Consider the following 20618-nt stretch of genomic DNA (forward strand, 5'->3'; position numbering starts at 1 on the left):
CGACATTTCTGTAGGGCGATGTGGCTGTGCAGTGCATTTGCGCACTGCACATGCTTGATTACACGATCACCGGTGGCATTGTCGTGGGGGGTTCCTCGACGGGCGGTGGCTGATGCTCCGGCGGTTCCTTTTCCGGAATCGGTTCCGGTTCGGTGGGTGGCAGGGTGGGGTTGTCGATATTCGGGTCCGGGGTTTCAGCCGGGATCGGGATATTCATCGGTGTGGCCTCCTTTGTGCTTTGCTCTATCGGTGGACAGCTGCCAGGGCGAATTGATTCCCCGCCCAATGGCAGCACATCCACCTGAACTTTTAACCAGCGTGCAGGCTCGGACCTATACGGCGCTGCTCAGGGAGAGCTCAGCCGTATCGCAATTTCGGATCAAGCAAAGAGCGTCCACAGGGCGTAAGGGGAAGATGCTCGATGACTGCTGAAACACAGGTTCCAGACACCTCCATATTGCCGCTGTCCCAGGCGCTGTTGCTGCCCCGGATCGCGATCGAAAGCACCACCCCCGTGATCGACGGCGGCGAATTTGCCGTCAAAGCCGTGGTCGGCCAGCGGGTCAACGTCACCAGCAAAGTGTTTGCCGACGGCCATGACAAGCTCGCCGTGCTGATCCGCTGGCGCCCGCTGCAGGACGAAAGCTGGCACAGCGTGGTCATGACCGACGTGGGCAACAACGGCTGGGAAGGCGCCTTTACCGTGACCCAGCAAGGCCCCCACGAATACTGCATCGAAGCCTGGATCGATACCTTCGCCAGCTTCTGTTACGAGCTGCGCAAGAAGCACGAGGCCGGCGTGCCGGTCAGCCTGGAGTTGCAGGAAGGCCGCAGCCTGGTGCTGCAGGCCGCCGAACGCAGTGACAATGAACTTCGCGACCGCCTGATGCTGCTGCATCATGAACTCTCTGGCCTGCTGGAAACCGAGCAGGTTGCGCAGTTCCTGCACGAAGACAGTGCACATTTGATGACACAGGCTGATCACCGTGCCTACCTGAGCATCAGCACGGTTTACCCGATCGATGTGGAACGTGAGGCGGCACTGTTCGCCAGTTGGTACGAGCTGTTCCCGCGCTCGATCACTGACGATCCCGCACGGCACGGCACGTTCAATGACGTGCATTCGCGCCTGTCGATGATCCATGACATGGGCTTCGACGTGCTGTATTTCCCGCCTATCCACCCCATCGGGCGCAGCCACCGCAAAGGCAAGAACAACTCGCTGACCGCCGGTCCCGATGATCCGGGCAGCCCGTATGCAATCGGCAGCGAAGAGGGCGGCCACGAAGCCATCCACCCGCAACTGGGCAGCCGCGACGACTTCCGCCGCCTGGTCCAGGCCGCCGCCGAACACGGCCTGGAAATCGCCCTGGACTTCGCCATCCAGTGTTCCCAGGACCACCCATGGCTCAAAGAGCATCCGGGCTGGTTCAACTGGCGCCCGGACGGCACGATCAAGTACGCGGAAAACCCGCCGAAAAAGTATCAGGACATCGTCAACGTCGACTTCTATGCGGCGGATGCCATCCCAGGCCTGTGGACCGAGCTGCGCGATATCGTGGTGGGCTGGGTGGAAGAGGGTGTGAAGACTTTTCGCGTCGACAACCCCCACACCAAGCCGCTGCCGTTCTGGCAATGGTTGATCAGCGACGTACGGTCCAGGTACCCGGAGGTGATCTTCCTCGCCGAGGCGTTCACCACGCCGGCGATGATGGCGCGCCTGGGCAAGGTCGGCTACTCCCAGAGCTACACCTACTTCACCTGGCGCAATACCAAGGCCGAATTGAGCGAATACCTGACGCAGTTGAATGAATCGCCATGGCGTGAGTGCTATCGGCCGAATTTCTTCGTCAACACGCCGGACATCAACCCTGGCTTCCTGCATGAGTCAGGACGCCCGGGCTTTTTGATCCGCGCCGCGCTGGCAACCATGGGCTCGGGCCTGTGGGGCATGTATTCGGGTTTCGAGCTGTGTGAAGCGGCCCCGGTGCCCGGCAAAGAGGAATACCTGGATTCGGAGAAATACGAAATCCGCCCTCGGGATTTCACCGCCCCCGGCAACATCATCGCCGAGATCGCCCAGCTCAACCGCATTCGTCGGCAGAACCCGGCACTGCAAACGCATTTGGGGCTGAAGCTCTACAACGCCTGGAACGACAACATCCTGTATTTCGGCAAGCGCAGCGAGGATGGCAGCAACTTCATTCTGGTGGCGGTCAACCTCGACCCTTACAACGCCCAGGAAGCCAATTTCGAGTTGCCGCTGTGGGAGTTGGGGTTGCCGGACGATGCCCAGACCCAGGGCGAAGACTTGATGAATGGCCATCGCTGGACCTGGTATGGCAAGCACCAGTGGACACGGCTGGAGCCGCAGATGCCGTTCGGGATCTGGCGTATCACCACCTCTTAAACCCTGCGCGAGACAAATGTGGGAGAGGGCTCGCCCCCGATAGCAGTGTGTCAGCCACCGCTTCATCAACTGACACACCTTCATCGGGTGCAGGTCGAATCGTCGCACCGCCTCTCCCACATTGACCGAGTGGTTCAAGTATTTCAGGAGCTTCCAATGGCGAAGAAACCCAACGCTGCCACCTTCATCAAAGACCCGCTCTGGTATAAGGACGCGGTGATCTACCAGGTTCATGTCAAATCCTATTTCGACTCCAACAATGACGGTATCGGCGACTTTCCCGGCCTGATCGCCAAGCTCGATTACATCGCCGACCTCGGCGTCAACACTATCTGGCTGCTGCCGTTCTACCCGTCGCCACGCCGCGACGATGGCTACGACATCGCTGAATACCGAGGCGTGCACAGTGACTACGGCACCATGGCCGACGCCAAGCGCTTTATCGCCGAGGCGCACAAGCGCGGTCTGCGGGTGATCACCGAGCTGGTGATCAACCACACCTCCGACCAGCACCCCTGGTTCCAGCGTGCGCGCAACGCCAAGCCCGGTTCGGCGGCGCGGGACTTCTACGTGTGGTCGGATGACGACCAGAAATACGACGGCACGCGCATCATCTTCCTCGACACCGAAAAATCCAACTGGACCTGGGACCCGGTCGCCGGCCAATACTTCTGGCACCGTTTCTACTCGCACCAGCCCGACCTCAACTTCGACAACCCGCAGGTCATGAAAGCCGTGCTGTCGGTGATGCGTTACTGGCTGGACATGGGCATCGACGGCCTGCGCCTGGACGCGATCCCCTATTTGATCGAACGCGATGGGACCAACAACGAAAACCTGCCTGAGACTCACGACGTGCTCAAGCAGATCCGCGCCGAGATCGACGCCCATTACCCCGACCGCATGCTGCTGGCCGAAGCCAACCAGTGGCCGGAAGACACGCAACTCTACTTCGGTGACAAAAAGGGCGACGACGGCGACGAATGCCACATGGCCTTCCACTTTCCGTTGATGCCGCGCATGTACATGGCCCTGGCCCAGGAAGATCGCTTCCCGATCACCGATATCCTGCGCCAGACTCCGGAAATTCCCGCCAATTGCCAGTGGGCGATCTTCCTGCGCAACCATGATGAGCTGACCCTGGAAATGGTCACCGACAAAGAGCGCGACTACCTGTGGAACTACTACGCCGCCGACCGGCGTGCGCGGATCAACCTGGGCATTCGCCGGCGCCTGGCACCGTTGATGGAGCGCGATCGCCGCCGTGTCGAGTTGCTCAACAGTCTGTTGCTGTCGATGCCGGGCACGCCGACCTTGTACTACGGCGATGAAATCGGCATGGGCGATAACATCTACCTGGGTGACCGCGATGGGGTGCGCACGCCGATGCAGTGGTCCATCGACCGCAACGGCGGTTTCTCCCGCGCCGACCCGGCCAGCCTGGTACTGCCGCCGATCATGGACCCGCAATATGGCTATCAGTCGGTCAATGTGGAGACCCAGGCCCAGGACCCGCATTCGCTACTGAACTGGACCCGGCGCATGTTGGCGGTGCGCAAGCAGTCCAAGGCCTTTGGCCGGGGCAGCCTGAAAATGCTCTCGCCGAGCAACCGGCGCATCCTGGCCTATACCCGCGAATTCACCGGGGAGGACGGGCGCAACGAGATCATTTTGTGCGTGGCCAACGTGTCGCGCAGTGCCCAGGCGGCAGAGCTGGACCTGTCGGCGTTTGCCGGCATGGTGCCGGTGGAAATGCTCGGCGGTAATGCCTTCCCGCCCATCGGCCAGCTGAATTTCCTGCTGACCCTGGCGCCCTACGGCTTCTATTGGTTTGTGCTGGCGCCGGAAAACCAGATGCCCAGCTGGCATGTGGAACCGGCCCAGAGCATGCCCGACTTCACCACACTGGTATTGAAAAAACGCATGGAAGAACTGCTTGAAGAACCTTGCCGAGCGTCCCTGGAACAGACCGCTCTGCCGGCGTGGTTGCCCAAGCGCCGCTGGTTTGCTGGCAAGGACACGGCCATCGACAGCGTGCGCATTGCCTACGGTGCGCGTTTTGGCGACCCGCAGCATCCGGTGTTGCTCAGCGAGGTCGAAGTGACGGCCGCAGGCCAGGTCAGCCGCTACCAGCTACCGTTCGGTTTTCTCGGTGAAGACCAGTTCACCAGTGCCTTGCCCCAGCAATTGGCGCTGGCCCGCGTACGTCGGGTGCGCCAGGTCGGGTTGGTGACCGATGCCTTCAGCCTTGAACACTTTATTCGTGCGGTGATCCAGGGCTTGCAGGCGGGCACCGTGCTGGAGACCAGTGACGGTGAGCTGCGCTTTGCGGCCACACCGCACTTGGACAGGTTGCAACTGACGGATGAGTCCGAGGTGCGTTACTTGTCGGCCGAGCAATCCAACAGCTCGGTGGTGGTCGGTGAGAGCCTGGTGCTCAAGCTGATCCGCAAAGTCGCCTCCGGCGTGCACCCGGAACTGGAGATGAGTGCCTATCTGACGGCCGCGGGCTACCCCAATATTTCGCCACTGCTGGGATCGATGGCGCGCCACGACGCCGAGGGGCAGGACAACCTGCTGATGATTGCCCAGGGCTACCTGAGCAACCAGGGCGATGCCTGGAGCTGGACCCAGAACAACCTGGAGCGGGCGATCCGCGACGAACTGGCCGAGGCCATTTCCGAGCAGGAACAACACTACAACGCCCTGGGCGAGCTGGCGGATTTTGCCGGGCTGCTCGGCCAGCGCCTGGGCGAAATGCACCAGGTGCTCGGTGCAAAAACCACCGACAAGGCCTTTAAACCCGAAATCACCACGGCCAAGGACACCCAGGCCTGGGCCAAGGACGTCGGCGCACAACTGGAGCGTGCGCTGCACTTGCTCAAACTTCATCAAAGCCAGTTGAACCCGGCGGATCAAGCGCTGGTCAGTGATTTGCTGGCGCAGAAAAAAGCCATCGCCAGCCATGTGCAGGCTTTGGCGAAAGCCACGGCGGGCGGGTTGCGCATTCGCGTGCATGGTGACTTGCACCTGGGTCAAGTGCTGGTGGTGAAGGGCGATGCTTACCTGATCGACTTCGAAGGGGAGCCGGCGCGGCCATTGCATGAGCGACGTGGCAAGCACAGCCCCTATAAAGATGTGAGCGGCGTATTGCGCTCATTCGACTATGCGGCGGCGATGGCCCTGAATGTTCAAGGGGTGGATCACTCGCCCGAGGCGGACCAGGCGCGCAGACGCGTAACGGAACGTTACCTCAAGGAAGCACGGCAGGCCTTTATCCGGGCTTATCAGGCGGCGACGGCTACACTGGCGCATGACTGGCAGGATGCCAGAGGCCAGGACGCCGCGCTGACGTTGTTCAGCCTGGAGAAGGCCGCGTACGAAGTGGCCTACGAAGCGGAAAACCGCCCGACCTGGTTGCCGGTGCCCCTGCAAGGGTTGCACGGTTTACTGAGCGGGATTGCTTCTATAAAGGAAGCACCTATATCGAACACTGCACGCGGTGGGGAGACGTCATGAGTTTTACACATAAAGAACCGCTGCAACCGAAACTGACTGCATTGCCGGCGTCCAGGGACGTCGAAGCGCTGGTCCGCGCCGAACACCACGACCCGTTCTCGGTGCTGGGGCCGCACGATGATGAACACGGCGGCCAGTTTATCCGCGCATTCCTGCCCGAGGCCTTGAGTGTGCAAGTGCTGGCACGTGATGGCGGCGAGCAGCTGGGCAGCCTGGACGCGAGCCAGGTGCCGGGCCTGTTTGTCGGCCAGTTCAAGACCCGTCAGCCGTACCTGTTGAAAATCCAGTGGGCCGGTGGCGAACAGATCACCGAAGACCCGTACAGCTTCCAGCAACTGCTGCTGGGTGAAATGGACCTTTACCTGTTTGCCGAAGGCAATCACCGCGACCTCGGCAGTTGCCTGGGCGCCCAGGTGACCAGCGTCGACGGCGTGGCGGGCGTGCGCTTTGCCGTGTGGGCACCGAATGCGCGGCGGGTGTCGGTGGTGGGCGACTTCAATATCTGGGACGGTCGTCGCCATCCGATGCGCTTGCGCCATCCTTCCGGGGTGTGGGAGATCTTTATCCCTCGCCTGCAACCGGGGGCGGCCTACAAGTACGAGATTCTAGGTGCCCATGGGATCCTGCCGCTCAAGGCCGATCCGGTGGCGCTGGCCACCCAGTTGCCGCCCGACACAGCCTCCAAGGTGGCCGAACCGTTGCAAGTGGACTGGCAGGACCACGCCTGGATGCAATCGCGGGTCGACAAGCAAAAGACCACGGCACCCCTGTCGATCTATGAGCTGCACGTCGGCTCCTGGCAGTGCGAGTTGGACGAGGCAGGCGAAGTGGCCCGCCAATATAACTGGCGTGAACTGGCCGAGCGCCTGATTCCCTACGTGCAGCAATTGGGCTTCACCCACGTCGAGCTGATGCCGATCATGGAGCACCCGTTCGGCGGCTCCTGGGGCTACCAGGCGCTGTCGCAATTTGCGCCGACGGCGCGGTTCGGCTCTCCGCAGGATTTCGCCTACTTCGTCGATGCGCTGCACCAGGCCGATATCGGCGTGATCCTTGACTGGGTGCCGGCGCATTTTCCTACCGATACCCACGGCCTGGCGCAATTCGACGGCACTGCGCTGTACGAATATGCCAACCCGCTGGAAGGCTTCCACCAGGATTGGGACACACTGATCTACAACCTGGGCCGCACCGAGGTACACGGCTTCATGCTGGCTTCGGCGCTGCACTGGCTCAAACACTTCCACATCGACGGGCTGCGCGTGGATGCCGTGGCGTCCATGCTCTACCGCGACTATTCGCGCAAGGCCGGCGAGTGGGTGCCGAACCGCCATGGCGGCCGCGAGAACCTTGAAGCTATCGACTTCCTGCGCCATCTGAACGACGTGGTGGCCCAGGAAGCGCCGGGTGCGCTGGTGATTGCCGAGGAGTCCACCGCCTGGCCGGGTGTGAGCCAGCCGACCCAACAGGGCGGGCTGGGCTTCAACTACAAATGGAACATGGGCTGGATGCACGACTCCCTGCATTACATCCAGCAGGACCCGGTGTACCGTGCCCACCATCACAACGAGCTGAGTTTCGGCCTGGTGTATGCCTGGTCCGAGCGGTTCATCCTGCCGATCTCCCACGATGAGGTGGTACACGGCAAGCACTCGCTGATCGACAAGATGCCAGGCGACCGCTGGCAGAAATTCGCCAACCTGCGTGCCTACCTCGCGTTCATGTGGATGCACCCTGGCAAGAAACTGCTGTTCATGGGCTGCGAGTTCGGCCAATGGCGCGAGTGGAACCACGATCAGCAATTGGACTGGTACTTGCTGCAGTATGCCGAACACAAAGGCGTGCAAAAGCTGGTGGGCGACTTGAACCGTCTGTACCGCGAAGAGCCGGCGTTGCATGAACAGGACGATGCGCCCCAGGGCTTCCAGTGGCTGATCGGCGATGACGCGATCAACAGCGTCTATGCCTGGCTGCGCTGGAGCAAGGACGGTAAGCCGGTGCTGGTGGTGGCCAATTTCACCCCGGTGCCGCGTGAGGGTTATGCCGTCGGTGTTCCTTTTGCTGGACGCTGGAGCGAAGTGATCAACAGTGACGCCGATATGTACGCAGGTTCCAATTACGGTAACGGGGGCGAGGTATTTACCCAGGAAGAGCCCCGTCATGGGCAAGCGGTGTCACTGTCTTTGAATTTGCCGCCCCTGGGTGTGCTGATTCTGCGTCCGGAATCGCTTTAAAGGCTCTACCGTGCTGGATTCTGTTGTCCACGCTACTGGCAGGGTGCCACAATGGCGCCTTTGTCGTGGCAGTCGAATCAGGCGAATCTCATGAATGGCCTTGGGCGTGGGCAGGACCAGGATTGCGTTATAGAAGAGCAGGTGCGGACCGATCGTTTGCACCAGTTGTTCCGGCAATCATTTTCCGCCATTTTCGGCAGCTACTTGGGCGCCATAATGCTCTCCTGGCTGTGCTGGGACCGGTTTGATCATCAAGTCATCCTGGTTTGGCTGCTGGCATTGGCGGCCTCGACGTTACTGCGGCTCAAGATGTTCATGGAGTGGTTTCGCTGCCCCAACGCCGAGCGCACCCCGGATCGCTGGGAGCGCCGCTACTGGATCACGCTGATGCTGTCGGCCGGCATCTGGGGCTTCGGCGCGCTGGCGGTGATGCCCACCGATGACCGACTGTCCCAGGCCCTGGTGATGCTGTTTACCGTGGGTATGTCGGTGAGTGCAGTGTCTTGCTATTCGGCGTACCGCTATATGACGCTGGGGTCCATGGGCCTGGTTTTGTTCCCGTGCACCCTCTGGCTGCTGTTCCAGCCTTCGCCGATGCAAATCGGCGTGGCCATCGCGGTATTGGTGTTTTCCACCTTTGTGGTGAGTGCCACGCGCAAGCTGTCCGATGCCCTGGAAAAGGCCTTTCGCCTGACCCGGCAAATGGAACGTGCCCACAACATCTCCACCCGCGCCGCCCAGACCGATGAACTCACCGGCCTGATGAATCGCCGCGCCTTCTTCGAGCATGCCCAGGTGTTGTATGAACAATGCCGGCACAATCGTCAGCCGCTGTGTGCGCTGATGATGGACATGGACCACTTCAAGGAAATCAACGACACCTACGGCCACCAGGCCGGTGACCAGGTGTTGCGCCAGATTGGCGGAGTGATCAGCGCTTCGTTCCGCCAGGCCGATGTGTACGGGCGCCTGGGGGGTGAAGAGTTCGCGGTGTTGCTGCCCAACACTTCGCTGGAAACCGCACGGGCTATCGCCGAGCAGTTGATCAAGGCGATCTCCGGCCTGTCTTCCGCGCCGGTGCATGGCTTGACCGCCAGCCTCGGTGTTGCCTCCACCCATGCCCAGGATCAAGACCTGCACGGCCTGATGAATACGGCCGACAAGGCGCTGTACCGGGCGAAAGCCCTGGGTCGTAATCAAGTGGCCGTGGCAGAGTAAGGTTTCAGGTCTCGCCTAGGGCATCGCCTTGGCCAATGCCCGGGCCACCTGGTCTGCGGAGTAGGGTTTGGCGAGGAACTCGAACCCTTCGTAGCCACTGTCGGCCAGCTCTTCGCTGTAGCCGGAGGTGAGCACCACCGGCAAGTCCGGGCGTCGCTGGCGCAGCACCTTGGCCATGGCCACACCGGTCATGCCGGGCATCACCACATCCGAGAACACCCCATCGAACCCCATGGCATCGGCACCGGCCAGGGCGAGCGCCTGTTCGGCATCGGTGGCCCAGGTGGTGCGGTAGCCCAGGTCCTGGAGGATCTGGTTGGCGAAGCGACCCACTTCCAGATTGTCCTCTACGATGAGGATATGGCGCGGCGTCGCAGTGTGGACCGGTGCAAGCTCCTCTGGGCGCTGCGCGAGAGGCATCGCGGGTGGGGCCACTTCCGGCAGATACAAGGTAAACACCGTGCCCTGGCCCACGCGGCTGGACACATCGACGTTGCCGCCGGACTGCTTGGCAAACCCGAATACCTGGGACAAGCCCAGGCCAGTGCCTTTGCCCACGGCCTTGGTGGTGAAAAACGGCTCGAAAATGTGCTCGAAGGTGTCTCCCGCAATACCGCTGCCGGTGTCGGTCAGGGAAACGCTCACAAACCCTTCGTGCACCGCTGCGTCGCCGCGAATACGCGGCATTGCATCCACCGTGGCGACACGCAGGACCAGCGTGCCCTGGCCGTCCATGGCATCCCGGGCATTGAGTGCGATATTGATCAGCGCAGTTTCGAACTGGCTGGAGTCGACGCGCACATGGCAAGGGGCATCAGGCAGTTCTACTTGCACGTGGATGCGTGCGCCGGTGACGCTTTCGAGCATCTCGCCGATGTTCTTGACCCGTTGGCCCGCATCGAAGACTTCCGGGTTCAGCGGTTGGCGGCGGGCGAAGGCGAGCAGTTGACTGGTGAGTTTGCTGGCCCGCTCTACGGTATCGGACACCGCGCCCATGTAGCGTTGGCGCCGTTCTTCGGACAACCCCGGCTGACGCAGGAAGTCCACCGAGGAGCGAATGATGGTCAGCAGGTTGTTGAAGTCGTGGGCCACGCCGCCGGTCAATTGGCCGATGGCTTCGAGTTTCTGTGACTGGCGCAGTGCGGCCTCGGCCTGGGTGAGGGCAGCGGTGCGTTCCTGTACCCGTTGTTCCAGCGAGGCGTTCAGCTCGGTGAAGGCTGCCAGGCCTTCGCGTACGGCGGCGTCGGCGCGTACGCGCTCGATATGGGCCCAGGAGCGCTCGGTGACTTCTCCTACCAGCGCCAGGTCATAGGGCGACCAGACCCGGGCCTTTTTGTCATGCACGGCCATCAAGGCGGTGAGGCGGCCGTGCTTGATCAATGGGAAACACACAGTGGCCAACGCGCCCAGTGCCTGATAGCTGGCGGCGTCCTCGGGGGCGAACTCGATGCGATTGTCCTGCACCACCAACGGTTCGCCGGCGCGCAGGCGCTGCACTGCCATTGCGCCGAACGAGGCCAGGCTGTAGTGACCCACGATGCTCGGCGAGCCGGGCGCTGCCCAGTTGCCGCGAATGGTAAAGCCGTCTTCGTCGGCATCCATGTCGGCATACGCGCAGTTGGACACCTGCATGTGCTGCGCCAGCAGGCGCGTGGTGGTGGCCATGATGTGTTCGGCATCGGTGGCGGTGGCGACCGCATTGCCGATGGTGTCCAGGGCCGCCAGGCGCTGGGTGAGAAATACGGTGGTGGTGGTTTCGGTGACCGTGTCGAGCATGCCGACGATCTTGCCATCGGGGTCGCGGATCGGGCTGTAGCAGAACGTGAAGTAGGCCTGCTCCGGCCCCGCACCACGCTCAATGACCAGGGGGAAATTCTCGATGTAGGTCGCGTGCCCCTCGAATGCCGCGTCGGCGATCGGGCTGATCTGGTCCCAGACTTCGTGCCAGATTTCGCTGAAAGGGCGGCCCAATGCGTCAGGTTTATCGCCCAGGATCGGAATAAACGCATCGTTGTAGAGCGTGATCAACTGCGGTCCCCAGATGATGGCCTGGGGAAAGCTTGAGGCGAAGCACAGTGCGGCCGTGGTTTTGAGCACATCCGGCCACTGTTCCAGCGGACCCAGGGGCGTATTCGCCCAATCATGCTGGCGAACCCGCTCAGCCATGTCGCTGCTACTCTGCAGCCAATTCATCATTGCAAGAACACCTTGTTTGCCGCGATCTGCGTAACGCCTTGAAGGGAGGGCCTGACAAGCAACAGACCGGAAACCCCGCTGGCAGTTCAGCGGGATTATCGCGGTGATAGCAATTTGATGCACTGTGCATTCGTGGCGATCTGCAAACCGGCTTATTGCGCGCCGAAAACCGCCGTCCAATAAATCCCCGCGTCACTCTTCGGGTCCATCGCATAGGCCGCGCCCAGCTCGCGGAACTGCGGGTTCATCAGGTTGGCGCAATGGCCCGGGCTGGCGAGCCAGCCGTCGACCACCTTGCGCGGCGTGTCCAGGCCGGCGGCGATGTTTTCGCCGATGTTCTTCGCGATATACCCGGCCAGTTCCGCACGGTCGCCGGGGGTACGGCCGTCGTGGTCGAGGTGGTCGAAGAAATTGCCGTTGGCCATGTTTCGCGTGTGACTGTTGGCGGCGCCGGCCAGGTCGTCATTCCACGACAAGGGCGTGGTGGCGGTAAACGCCTGGGGGCCGCATTGCCTTGGCTGCGATCGCGCGGCGTTGATCAGGTTGAGCAGTTGCCTGCCTTCGGTCTGCCAATCGCCCAGGCCACTGGTCAGCAGCGGGCGGGCGAGCACGATGCGCCAGTCCTGGCCGCTGTTGCTCACGCCGATATCGACGAATTGCGGGTCCAGCACCACGCGGCAGAAGCTCTCGCGCACGGCCTTCATGGCCGCCTGGGCATCCTTGGGCCCGGACAGGCTGATGGCCTGCACGTTGACCATCGGGTACGCGGCGCGTGCCAGCGCTTGCTGCAAGTCGCCCACATTGGTGGCCGGCAGCACCAGCCGGGTGTCGCTGGCCAGCGGTGGCAGTTCCTGGGAACCCTGGTCGCCGCAACGTTGCACCTGGCTGCGGTATTGGTTGATCTGTTGTACCAACTGACTTTCTTCATTCGCCATCGCGCTGGCGCAGAACACCGTACTGGCGGCCAGCGTCGTGAGACCCATCATCAATGACAGAACGCGCATGGACGTTACCCTTGAGCTTGAAAGTGCCCATGATGCGCGATGTAACCCGGTCTGGCGCAACGCCTTTTTTGTTTTTTTGCCTCAATGGGTGTTCTGGAGGCTGTTACAAGCGCTGAAGCGGCGCCATGCCATCACACCGGCCAGCAGGATCAAACCCAGCGCCACGCTGAACGTTGGATGCAGGCCATAGGCCACGGATTGGGGCAGGGCGCGGGTCACGTCCGGGCTGGCCCAGGCAAACACTGCACCCAGTACGGACGTGCCGACGATCAACACACCACCCGTCAACGTGCAGGCCTGTACAGCTTTGCCCTGCCACTGACGTTGCCGGGCTTTACCGTGGCGATGCTCTGGCATCCCCGGCAAGATGCCGACCTTACCCACCGTTGGTCGCGCGGGTGTTTGCGTGAGGTATGCGCCGAACAGGTACAATCAGCGCTGCCTTGACGCTGAACCCCCAGGAATTTGCATGTACAGCCTTACCCGCTACACCACACCGTGCCCCGAGCCGATCAACAGCCAGATCCTGCAATTGGTGGTGGATAACCTCACTGACATCAGCAGCGTAGCGCTGCCGCCGAGCAACCTGCTGTACAACATCTACCAATATGCCACCGGCTTTGAAGTGCACCTGTACCTCGAAGCGCTCAACGGTGCCAAAGGCATTGCGGTCGAGTTGGTGGTGGCGATGGACGGGGACAAGCTGATTGGCTTTTGCCTGTACCTGCCCGTGAAGGATGATCCAGAGGCCTGCGGTGTTGCGTTCATGGCGGTGCAGGTCGGCTATCGGCGCCAGGGTGTGGCCCGCGCAATGATGCGTGACGTGTTGAGCCGTTATCCCCATGCTGAATTGGCCTGTTCGGTGGAGAAGGTGCCCGCCTTTGAGGGCATGGGCTTTCAAGTGCGTGGTGCGCGCGGCACCCAGGTGTTGATGAACACGCGGGACTACGGCACCGATGGCCTGATGGGCGTGCTGGATGTGGCGTCGATCTACCGCTCGCTGGAGGTGCGGCAGATTCATACGTACCTGCTGCAAAAGCATGGCAAGCGCGCCATGGTGGATGCGGAGAAGCAGCGTGACCGGCACCTCGATCAACTGGCGCGCAAGGTGCAGTTGTTTGTTGTCGGGCGTTGAGTGGATCTTTTTTGTGGCAAGCCCGCTCACTACCATGTGGCAATGTGAGCTGTCAGTTGCCGCCGCCGTGTAGGTTGTTGCATCGTCACCCAAAACTTTCTAGACGCGCCCACGATTGACCATCGCCAGGATGGTCGCCAGCAACTCCTGTTGCGCCTCTTCACGGCTGATCTCACCACTGGCCGCTGCCTGGGACAACGCTTCCGCAGCCCCCAGCATTGCCCTTAGACCCGGCTGGGAAATCCGGCCGAAGGGCGACAGCGCATCGCGGCATTTATCGAGAAAGATTGCCTCGTACTGGCGCTTGAGCGTCTCCAGCTCCGGCGAGCTGCTGAGCGCGGCGATCACCCCCGGAATTTCCCGACCTTGCAACAGCACGCAGTCCACATAGGACGCGGCGATCACCCAGGCACGATCCTCAAGCGTAGCGCTGCTGGCTTCGATGGCGTCGACAAACACCTGGTTCTGGCGCGCATCGAAGTCTTCATACAGCGCGGTCAGCAACCCGGCGCGGGTGACAAAATGGTCGTAAACCACCGGCTTGGTGACGCCCGCCAGTTCCGCCAGGCGGCCAAGGGTCAGGGCGTCTGTGCCTTCATCGCGCACCAGTTGCCAGGCCACATCAAGTAGTTGGCGCAGGCGATCTTCACGGGACAGGCGACGGCGTGGGGCAGGGGATGCGGGGCTTGACATGCTTATATACCAAAAGTAACTTACTGATCGTAACTTAAGCCCAGCCTAACCCTGAAGGGGAGTTTTGTCATGCATGCGTTGATTGTTGTTGCCCATCACGACCCGCAATCCCTTACCCACAGCGTCGCCGCGCAGGTGGCCGTCGGCCTCGGCGCATCCGGCCACACATTCGAGATCGCCGACCTTGCCGCCGAAGGGTTTGACCCGCGCTACAACGCCGCCGACCATGCGGTACACCGCAGCCGCGCCACGCCCCCGGCCGACGTACTGGCCGAACAGGCCCGCCTTGACCGCGCCGACGCGCTGGTGCTGGCGTTCCCGATCTATTGGTGGTCGCTGCCGGGCTTGCTCAAGGGCTGGATCGACCGTGTATTCGTCAACGGCTGGGCCATCGAGTACGGCCCGGATACCCTGATGGTGAAAAAACTGCGGCACCTGCAGGTCCACCTGCTGGCCCTGGGCGCGGCGGATGACGATGCCTTTGATCGGCACGGCTATGCCAAGGCGATGCGCACGCAGATCGACTACGGGATTTTTGATTACTGTGGCGCGCAGGTGGTGACGTCCGAATTGTTGCTGGAGTCGGAAAGCGGTGGGGCGCAGGCGCATCTGGACAAGGCCAGGGCCGTTGGTCGGGGAGTGTTTGAAACCAAGGCGGTTGCCGGTTGATTCAAACGTCGCGAAACAAGTCGTGGGCATCCAGCAGGCGGTAGGCGATTTCCGGACGTTTTTCCATGCCTCGGCGGATCGCGGCCGGGATCGATTGGCGGGTCTTGCGACACATCCCTGGCAAATCGTCGATGACGATCTGGATCCCGCGCATGCTCTTGACCTCGGTATGTCCAGGGGCGATATGCACGCGGATGCCCAGTTGCTGGTACATCAGCTGTTGCATGCGCTCCAGGTCCTGCAGGCTCTTGAGGTCTTCAAGCCGGTCGAGCAGTTTCTTCTCTTCCTGGCGCGTGAGCCGGAGGATGCGCTGGTCGGCACCCGGCGTCTGCAACAGTTGTTCGCGGTCGCAGACGCAGGCGCCGGGTGGGCAGGGTTGGCGAATGATCATGTGCAGAGCCTCCCCATTCCGACGCCGACGCCTTAATAGCTCAGCTGCACCCCGAGACTGCCCAGGGCCTTCCAGTACTCGGGATAGGTCTTGGCCACGCAATCCGGGTCCTGTATGCGAATACCCGAAACCTTCAGCCCGGCCAGGGCAAAGCACATGGCGATGCGGTGGTCGGCGTGGGTGTCGATCAGCGCGGTGCACGAGGTGCCGGCCAATGCGGGGTCGCTGGCTACCAGCAGGTCGTCGCCTTCGATGGTCGCCAGGCCCGGGCGGATTGCATTGAGGCCGTCATGCAGTGCCTGCACACGGTCGCACTCCTTGACCCGCAGGTTGGCCAACTCGGTGAAACGCACCGGCGTGTTGTTGAAAGCCGCGAGCACCGCCAGGGTCGGGATGGCGTCCTGCATCTGCGAGCCGACCACCGTGGCTTGCATATGCGGGAACTGCGCGATCACGGCCTGGGCCTTGGCGTCCGGTTGGGTGAAATCCTGCGCGGCCACGCCGATGTCGATGCGCCCCCCGGTCAACACTTCAGCGGCCCACAGGTAAGTGGCGGCGGAGGCGTCGGGTTCGATCAGGTAGTCGTGGGCGATGTAGCCGGTCGGGGCCACGCACCAGGTGGTGTCGTCAACGGCTTCAACCTGGGCACCGAAGGCGCGCATGCAGTCCAGGGTCAGGTCGACATAGCCACGGGCACCGATGTCCTTGCCGGTCAGCGCCACTTCAATCGGCGCTTCGCCGCAGGCCGCGAGCATCAGCAGCGCCGACACGTACTGGCTGGACAGGCCGCCGTCGATCTCGAAGCGCTTGGCCTTGATCTTGCCCACGCCATGCACGGTGACCGGCGGGCAACCGGTCGGGCTGTCGACCTGGATGCCGTTCTGGCCGAGGGTCGCCAGCAACGGGCCGATCGGGCGTTTTTGCATGTAGTCGTCGCCGGTCAGCACCACGGTGCCTTCGACCGTGGCCACCGCAGCCGTGAGAAAGCGCATGGCAGTACCGGCATTGCCGAGGAACAGCGGTTGTGCCGGCAGGTGCAGTTTGCCGTTGCCGGTGACAACGAAGGTGGTGTCGTCCGGCTCATCGATGGTCACGCCCATTTGGCGCAGGGCCACCGACATATGGCGGGTGTCGTCGCTCTTGAGCGCGCCGCTGAGACGGCTGGTGCCCTTGGCCAGGGCCGCCAGCAACAGGGCGCGGTTGGTAATGGATTTGGAGCCGGGGGGCGCGACCTTGCCATTGAGGGGGAAATTGGGCGGTGTAACGGTCACGGTTTTCTGCGAACTCAAGGGACAGGGCTCCTGATCAAGGCAAGGTGGCACGGAGTGGCCGACGGGCGGACTCGAATAATCGGGCATAGATACAGTACTTGTCGAGCAGGGAACGCCGCCGGCCGGCATTTTCCGCAGGGTTATCGATTATCGGGACGCGCTGTAGGTGGATTACCCTTGGCAGGGTAGGCGTGCGCCCCAACAGGGGGCAGGACAAGCGCGTCCGGTCAATGAAATGCAGGAGTTGTGTAAATTTTCATACGCGGCGCCTCGATGGACAAGCCGGGGCGATAGGGTAAGTTCAAAGCGCGTCCCATCCCCGGGGCGTTTTCAATCAAGGAGTGACTGAAATGAACAAACCCCAGACTCAACTCAGACATGGCCGCGTCGTGACCCCGGCCAGCCGTGGCTCGGTGGCTGTTGAACGCGGGCTGCTGGGCAACTGGCAAGTCAACGAAATGGAAGGCGGCAAGAACTTCCCGGCGCTGACTGCCGGGCCGTTCCCCGCACCCTATCAAACCGACGACCAGAGTGTGACGCCGCCGGCCGATGGGCATATCTTGAGCGGCGGCAAAACCGACGAGCGCGATTGCATCAACTACACCGATGAGGAGATGAGCAAAAAGCTCAACACGCCGTTTACCTGGCCACTGCTGAATGTGGAGGCCGGACAAGTCTTCAAGGTGCAGTGGGAATACACCGCCGCCCACGTTACCCGTGGTTACCGCTGGTTCATCACCAGGGATGGCTGGGACCCGAAACAGCGCATCAGTCGTGCTCAATTGGACACCCAGCCGTTCTTCGAGGATTTCTACACCCAGGTGCCGTACTACCAGCATGCCGACGAACTGAAAGCCAAGGTCGAGCATCAGGTGACATTGCCCAAGGGTAAGCAAGGCCGACATGTGGTGGTGCTGATGTGGATCGTGGCCAACACGGGCAACGCGTTCTACCAGGCGTTTGACCTGGACTTCAAATAAAGTCCGGTCAACGCTTGCTCAACCAGTAATCATGTAGCGCCCGCGCAGCCGGTTCGATTTCGCTGACCCGCTGTTGATGGGCGTCTACATCCAGGTCGGCCGGTAATTCGAAGTTGTCCTGTTCGGCGCACCAGGAAATCTTCTCCAATTGCGCGGCCTGCTCGGCGGGCAATTCAGGCCAGTTACCGATGGCGGCGCCACGGATGTAGCCAAAGCACCATTCCTCGGCGAGGGTCACGGTGTGGCCCTGGTGTTCGGTATCGTCGAAGCGCGCCTTGAAACCCGTGGCGTCAGTGGCCAGTTGCCCGGCCAGGGTGTTGATATGGCGTACGCACAGTTCGAGGAAACTCTGCGCTTCATCCATGTTGTCCCATTCCGGGTTCTGGCCGCCCCAGATCGCCGGGAACCACTCGGCCACGTCCACCTGCACCGGGCTGGACACCAGCGCGGTGAAGTAGCCGTCGAGTTCGGCCAGGTTCAGCACCGAATGGTCGTCGCCGTATTTAAGCAAAGTGTCTTCGATGAACTCGAATTCGGCGGCGGTGAGGGGTTGGGCGTGCATGGGCATATCCTTTAAACGTCGAGCGCCGCTGTCGGGGCGGCCTAAAGCGCGAAGGATGGCGCTTAGTCAGGCTTTTTTCCAGCAGTTTCCATGCGTTGGCACAGCTTGCCCACGCACACCGCGCCGACCACTGCGAGGATGATCGGCACCAGGAAGTCATGGTCGATGCGGGTGAATTCCGCCACCAGCACAATCGCGGTCAGGGGCATGTTCATGCTGGCGGCGAGGAACGCCGCCGCGCCGATGATTGCAAACGCTCCGAGGGGCACACCCGGCCACACCAGGCTCCAGGCGCCGCCGAGGATGATCGCCAGTAACGCGCCATTCGCCAGGCCGGGGGTGAGCAGGCCGCCTTCGGCCCCGGCGCGCAGGCTGCTGGTGGTGATCAGCACCTTGACCACCAGCAACAGTGCGGCCAGGCCGATGCTCAGCTCATTGTCGAAACCCAGTTGCGCCGGGCCTTTGCCGTTGCCGAGAATCTGCGGCAGCAACATTGCCAGCCCGCCGATGACGCTGAAGTTGATCAACGCCAATACCGGCAGGCGCCAGCCTCTGGCGGCGTTCGCCCGCGCAGCGCCGGTGAGGCGGGTGAAACCATAGGCGGCCAATCCAAACACTGGCCCACACACCACGGCCCAGGCGATCAGCACCGGGCTCAGCACAAAATGCGGCACCACGTATTGCGACTCCGCCCCCAGCCCGATCCACGCCACTGCTGCACCAATCGCCGAAGTTGCCAGCGCAATCAGCGCCGCCGGCCAACTGAATGCGCCCACCAGCACTTCCAGTACAAACACCGCGCCGCCCAACGGCACGTTGTACACCGCCGCCAGCCCGGCCCCCGCGCCGCAAGCCACGATCAGGCGGTGCATGGGCGGTTCGAGCCGGGCGTGTCGGGACAGCCAGGTGGCGGCCAGTGCACCGACCTCACGGGGCGCCACTTCACGCCCCAGCGGCGAGCCGAGAGCCACGGTGATGATCTGCAACAGCGCGTGGGCGAGGGTGGTCTTGGGCGGCATGATCGGCATGTGTTCCGACACCGCCCGCTTGATGCTCACCAGCGGGCGGCCGTAGCGATAGAGCGTCCACCACCCCAACCCGGCAACCAGGCCGCATACCACCAGCACCCGCAAACGGCGCTCCGGCGCGGCGGCGGTCACGCCCCACAGAAAGGTTTCGTGGCTGACCAGGCTGTCGAGACTGTAACCGTACGCCAGGTGCTGAATACCGTGCAGCAGCAGGGCCAGGAGCATCCCGCCCAGGCCCGCGCCAACGCCGGTCAACACGACCACCAGGGCAAGAATCAGCGACGAACGCAACGTGGACGGCATAGACGGCTCCAGGCAAGGGCCCTGATTGTATCGCCGATAAGCCGGGCCTCCGGGATCAAATGTATCGGTATTGCCTGAACCTTGCGCCCACAACATTCCATTACGTTTGCCCGTCCCGTTTTTGGCCGATGTGCCGTCACACACACTTGTTATAGTTCGGGCCTTATCACTCGCCAGTCAGGGATCACTGCCATGTCCGAATACCAAGCTTTCGTCGTCGAACTCACCGGCAACGTTGCCCATGTGCAGATCAACCGCCCGGAAAAGATCAACTCGATGAACGCCGCGTTCTGGACCGAAATCATCGACATCTTCCAGTGGGTCGAAGACACCGACGCCGTGCGCGCCGTGGTACTCAGCGGCGCCGGCAAGCATTTCTCCTCCGGCATCGACCTGATGATGCTGGCCTCGGTCGCCAATGACTTTGGCAAGGATGTCGGTCGCAACGCCCGCCTGCTGCGGCGCAAGATCCTCGAACTGCAAGCCTCGTTCAACGCCGTCGACAACTGCCGCAAGCCGGTGCTGGCGGCGATCCAGGGTTACTGCATCGGCGGCGCCATCGACCTGATCAGCGCTTGTGACATGCGCTACGCCGCCGAAGGTGCGCAATTCTCGATCAAGGAAATCGACATCGGCATGGCCGCCGACGTCGGCACCCTGCAGCGTCTGCCGCGCATCATCGGCGACGGCATGCTGCGCGAGCTGGCCTACACCGGTCGCCAGTTCGGCGCCGAGGAGGCGCGCAGCATCGGCCTGGTCAATCGCGTCTACGCCGATCAGGACAGCCTGTTGGCCGGCGTGATGGAGATTGCCCATGAAATCGCCGGCAAATCGCCGATTGCGGTCACCGGCACCAAGGCCATGATCAGCTACATGCGTGACCATACAGTCAATGACGGCCTGGAATACGTTGCCACCTGGAACTCGGCTATGTTGCAATCCAACGACCTGCGCGTGGCCATCGCGGCCCATATGAGCAAGCAGAAACCCGAATTCGTGGATTGA

At 62.1% G+C, this 20618-nt stretch carries 16 protein-coding genes and 1 pseudogene; 9 read left to right on the forward strand and 8 right to left on the reverse strand.

Annotated elements, in window-relative coordinates:
- Positions 1-58: 58 nt before the first annotated feature.
- A complete protein-coding gene (locus BM017_RS29195) occupies positions 59-217 on the reverse strand; it encodes a hypothetical protein (protein ID WP_170856115.1) in 159 nt (52 codons plus the stop codon).
- 204 nt (positions 218-421) lie between these two features.
- Here BM017_RS29195 and BM017_RS23975 point away from each other — a divergent pair, with 204 nt between their 5' ends.
- The 4 genes from BM017_RS23975 to BM017_RS23990 all read left to right on the forward strand — a co-directional run bounded on the left by BM017_RS23975 (position 422) and on the right by BM017_RS23990 (position 9381).
- On the forward strand, positions 422-2410 hold the full coding sequence (locus BM017_RS23975; RefSeq protein WP_092249086.1) for an alpha-1,4-glucan--maltose-1-phosphate maltosyltransferase: 1989 nt from the start codon (positions 422-424) through the stop codon (positions 2408-2410).
- 156 nt (positions 2411-2566) lie between these two features.
- Positions 2567-5929, forward strand: a complete 3363-nt coding sequence (treS, locus tag BM017_RS23980; protein ID WP_092249088.1) for a maltose alpha-D-glucosyltransferase — start codon at positions 2567-2569, stop codon at positions 5927-5929.
- Positions 5926-8163, forward strand: coding sequence for a 1,4-alpha-glucan branching protein GlgB (gene glgB, locus BM017_RS23985; protein ID WP_092249090.1), 2238 nt, complete (start codon positions 5926-5928; stop codon positions 8161-8163). Before treS ends, glgB begins: the two co-directional genes overlap by 4 nt.
- Positions 8164-8214: 51 nt before the next feature.
- Positions 8215-9381, forward strand: a complete 1167-nt coding sequence (locus tag BM017_RS23990) for a GGDEF domain-containing protein (RefSeq protein WP_092249093.1) — start codon at positions 8215-8217, stop codon at positions 9379-9381.
- Positions 9382-9396: 15 nt separating this feature from the next.
- Here BM017_RS23990 and BM017_RS23995 read toward each other — a convergent pair whose 3' ends face one another.
- Together BM017_RS23995 and BM017_RS24000 are read right to left on the reverse strand one after the other, a co-directional pair.
- Positions 9397-11577, reverse strand: coding sequence for a GAF domain-containing protein (locus BM017_RS23995; RefSeq protein ID WP_092249095.1), 2181 nt, complete (start codon positions 11575-11577; stop codon positions 9397-9399).
- Between the two features lie 152 nt (positions 11578-11729).
- The gene (locus BM017_RS24000) at positions 11730-12581 is read right to left on the reverse strand and encodes a CAP domain-containing protein (protein ID WP_092249097.1); all 852 of its coding nucleotides are present in this window, start codon (positions 12579-12581) and stop codon (positions 11730-11732) included.
- Between the two features lie 276 nt (positions 12582-12857).
- Between BM017_RS24000 and BM017_RS29435 the strand changes: the two are divergent.
- Together BM017_RS29435 and BM017_RS24015 are read left to right on the forward strand one after the other, a co-directional pair.
- Positions 12858-13028 (forward strand): annotated as a pseudogene (locus BM017_RS29435) (LysR family transcriptional regulator); the annotation flags it as partial.
- Positions 13029-13050: 22 nt separating this feature from the next.
- Complete coding sequence (locus BM017_RS24015; RefSeq protein WP_092249100.1) at positions 13051-13716, forward strand: GNAT family N-acetyltransferase; 666 nt, start codon at positions 13051-13053, stop codon at positions 13714-13716.
- A gap of 99 nt (positions 13717-13815) precedes the next feature.
- On the opposite strand, the gene BM017_RS24020 is transcribed toward BM017_RS24015, so the two are convergent.
- Positions 13816-14409, reverse strand: a complete 594-nt coding sequence (locus BM017_RS24020; RefSeq protein ID WP_071490573.1) for a TetR/AcrR family transcriptional regulator — start codon at positions 14407-14409, stop codon at positions 13816-13818.
- Positions 14410-14478: 69 nt separating this feature from the next.
- Between BM017_RS24020 and BM017_RS24025 the strand changes: the two genes are divergently transcribed.
- Positions 14479-15078: an NAD(P)H-dependent oxidoreductase gene (locus tag BM017_RS24025; RefSeq protein ID WP_092249103.1), complete on the forward strand. Its 600-nt coding sequence runs from the start codon at positions 14479-14481 to the stop codon at positions 15076-15078.
- Position 15079: 1 nt separating this feature from the next.
- Here BM017_RS24025 and BM017_RS24030 read toward each other — a convergent pair whose 3' ends face one another.
- Positions 15080-15469, reverse strand: coding sequence for a hypothetical protein (locus tag BM017_RS24030; protein ID WP_092249106.1), 390 nt, complete (start codon positions 15467-15469; stop codon positions 15080-15082).
- A 32-nt stretch (positions 15470-15501) separates the two neighbouring features.
- Entirely contained in the window at positions 15502-16758 is a 1257-nt protein-coding gene (locus tag BM017_RS24035) for a 3-phosphoshikimate 1-carboxyvinyltransferase (RefSeq protein ID WP_092249109.1), read from the reverse strand.
- A 332-nt stretch (positions 16759-17090) separates the two neighbouring features.
- Between BM017_RS24035 and BM017_RS24040 the strand changes: the two genes are divergently transcribed.
- Positions 17091-17720, forward strand: a complete 630-nt coding sequence (locus tag BM017_RS24040; protein WP_092249112.1) for a lytic polysaccharide monooxygenase auxiliary activity family 9 protein — start codon at positions 17091-17093, stop codon at positions 17718-17720.
- 7 nt (positions 17721-17727) lie between these two features.
- On the opposite strand, the gene BM017_RS24045 is transcribed toward BM017_RS24040, so the two are convergent.
- Together BM017_RS24045 and BM017_RS24050 are read right to left on the reverse strand one after the other, a co-directional pair.
- Complete coding sequence (locus BM017_RS24045) at positions 17728-18282, reverse strand: UPF0149 family protein (RefSeq protein ID WP_092249115.1); 555 nt, start codon at positions 18280-18282, stop codon at positions 17728-17730.
- 62 nt (positions 18283-18344) lie between these two features.
- Positions 18345-19613 (reverse strand): chloride channel protein, encoded by a 1269-nt coding sequence (locus BM017_RS24050; RefSeq protein ID WP_092249118.1) that lies wholly within the window; start codon positions 19611-19613, stop codon positions 18345-18347.
- Between the two features lie 192 nt (positions 19614-19805).
- On the opposite strand from BM017_RS24050, the gene BM017_RS24055 reads away from it, so the two are divergent.
- Complete coding sequence (locus tag BM017_RS24055) at positions 19806-20618, forward strand: crotonase/enoyl-CoA hydratase family protein (RefSeq protein ID WP_092249121.1); 813 nt, start codon at positions 19806-19808, stop codon at positions 20616-20618.

This window comes from Pseudomonas sp. NFPP04 (assembly GCF_900113815.1).
Taxonomy (GTDB): Bacteria; Pseudomonadota; Gammaproteobacteria; order Pseudomonadales; family Pseudomonadaceae; genus Aquipseudomonas; species Aquipseudomonas extremorientalis.

Coding starts and splice junctions, on each gene's coding strand:
- BM017_RS24055 (WP_092249121.1), top strand. CDS start 19,806: ATGTCCGAATACCAAGCTTTCGTCGTCGAACTCACCGGCAACGTTGCC.
- BM017_RS23995 (WP_092249095.1), bottom strand. CDS start 11,577: ATGATGAATTGGCTGCAGAGTAGCAGCGACATGGCTGAGCGGGTTCGC.
- BM017_RS23975 (WP_092249086.1), top strand. CDS start 422: ATGACTGCTGAAACACAGGTTCCAGACACCTCCATATTGCCGCTGTCC.
- BM017_RS24045 (WP_092249115.1), bottom strand. CDS start 18,282: ATGCACGCCCAACCCCTCACCGCCGCCGAATTCGAGTTCATCGAAGAC.
- BM017_RS24000 (WP_092249097.1), bottom strand. CDS start 12,581: ATGCGCGTTCTGTCATTGATGATGGGTCTCACGACGCTGGCCGCCAGT.
- BM017_RS23990 (WP_092249093.1), top strand. CDS start 8,215: ATGGCGCCTTTGTCGTGGCAGTCGAATCAGGCGAATCTCATGAATGGC.
- BM017_RS24040 (WP_092249112.1), top strand. CDS start 17,091: ATGAACAAACCCCAGACTCAACTCAGACATGGCCGCGTCGTGACCCCG.
- BM017_RS24030 (WP_092249106.1), bottom strand. CDS start 15,469: ATGATCATTCGCCAACCCTGCCCACCCGGCGCCTGCGTCTGCGACCGC.
- BM017_RS24020 (WP_071490573.1), bottom strand. CDS start 14,409: ATGTCAAGCCCCGCATCCCCTGCCCCACGCCGTCGCCTGTCCCGTGAA.
- treS (WP_092249088.1), top strand. CDS start 2,567: ATGGCGAAGAAACCCAACGCTGCCACCTTCATCAAAGACCCGCTCTGG.
- glgB (WP_092249090.1), top strand. CDS start 5,926: ATGAGTTTTACACATAAAGAACCGCTGCAACCGAAACTGACTGCATTG.
- BM017_RS24025 (WP_092249103.1), top strand. CDS start 14,479: ATGCATGCGTTGATTGTTGTTGCCCATCACGACCCGCAATCCCTTACC.
- BM017_RS24015 (WP_092249100.1), top strand. CDS start 13,051: ATGTACAGCCTTACCCGCTACACCACACCGTGCCCCGAGCCGATCAAC.
- BM017_RS24050 (WP_092249118.1), bottom strand. CDS start 19,613: ATGCCGTCCACGTTGCGTTCGTCGCTGATTCTTGCCCTGGTGGTCGTG.
- BM017_RS29195 (WP_170856115.1), bottom strand. CDS start 217: ATGAATATCCCGATCCCGGCTGAAACCCCGGACCCGAATATCGACAAC.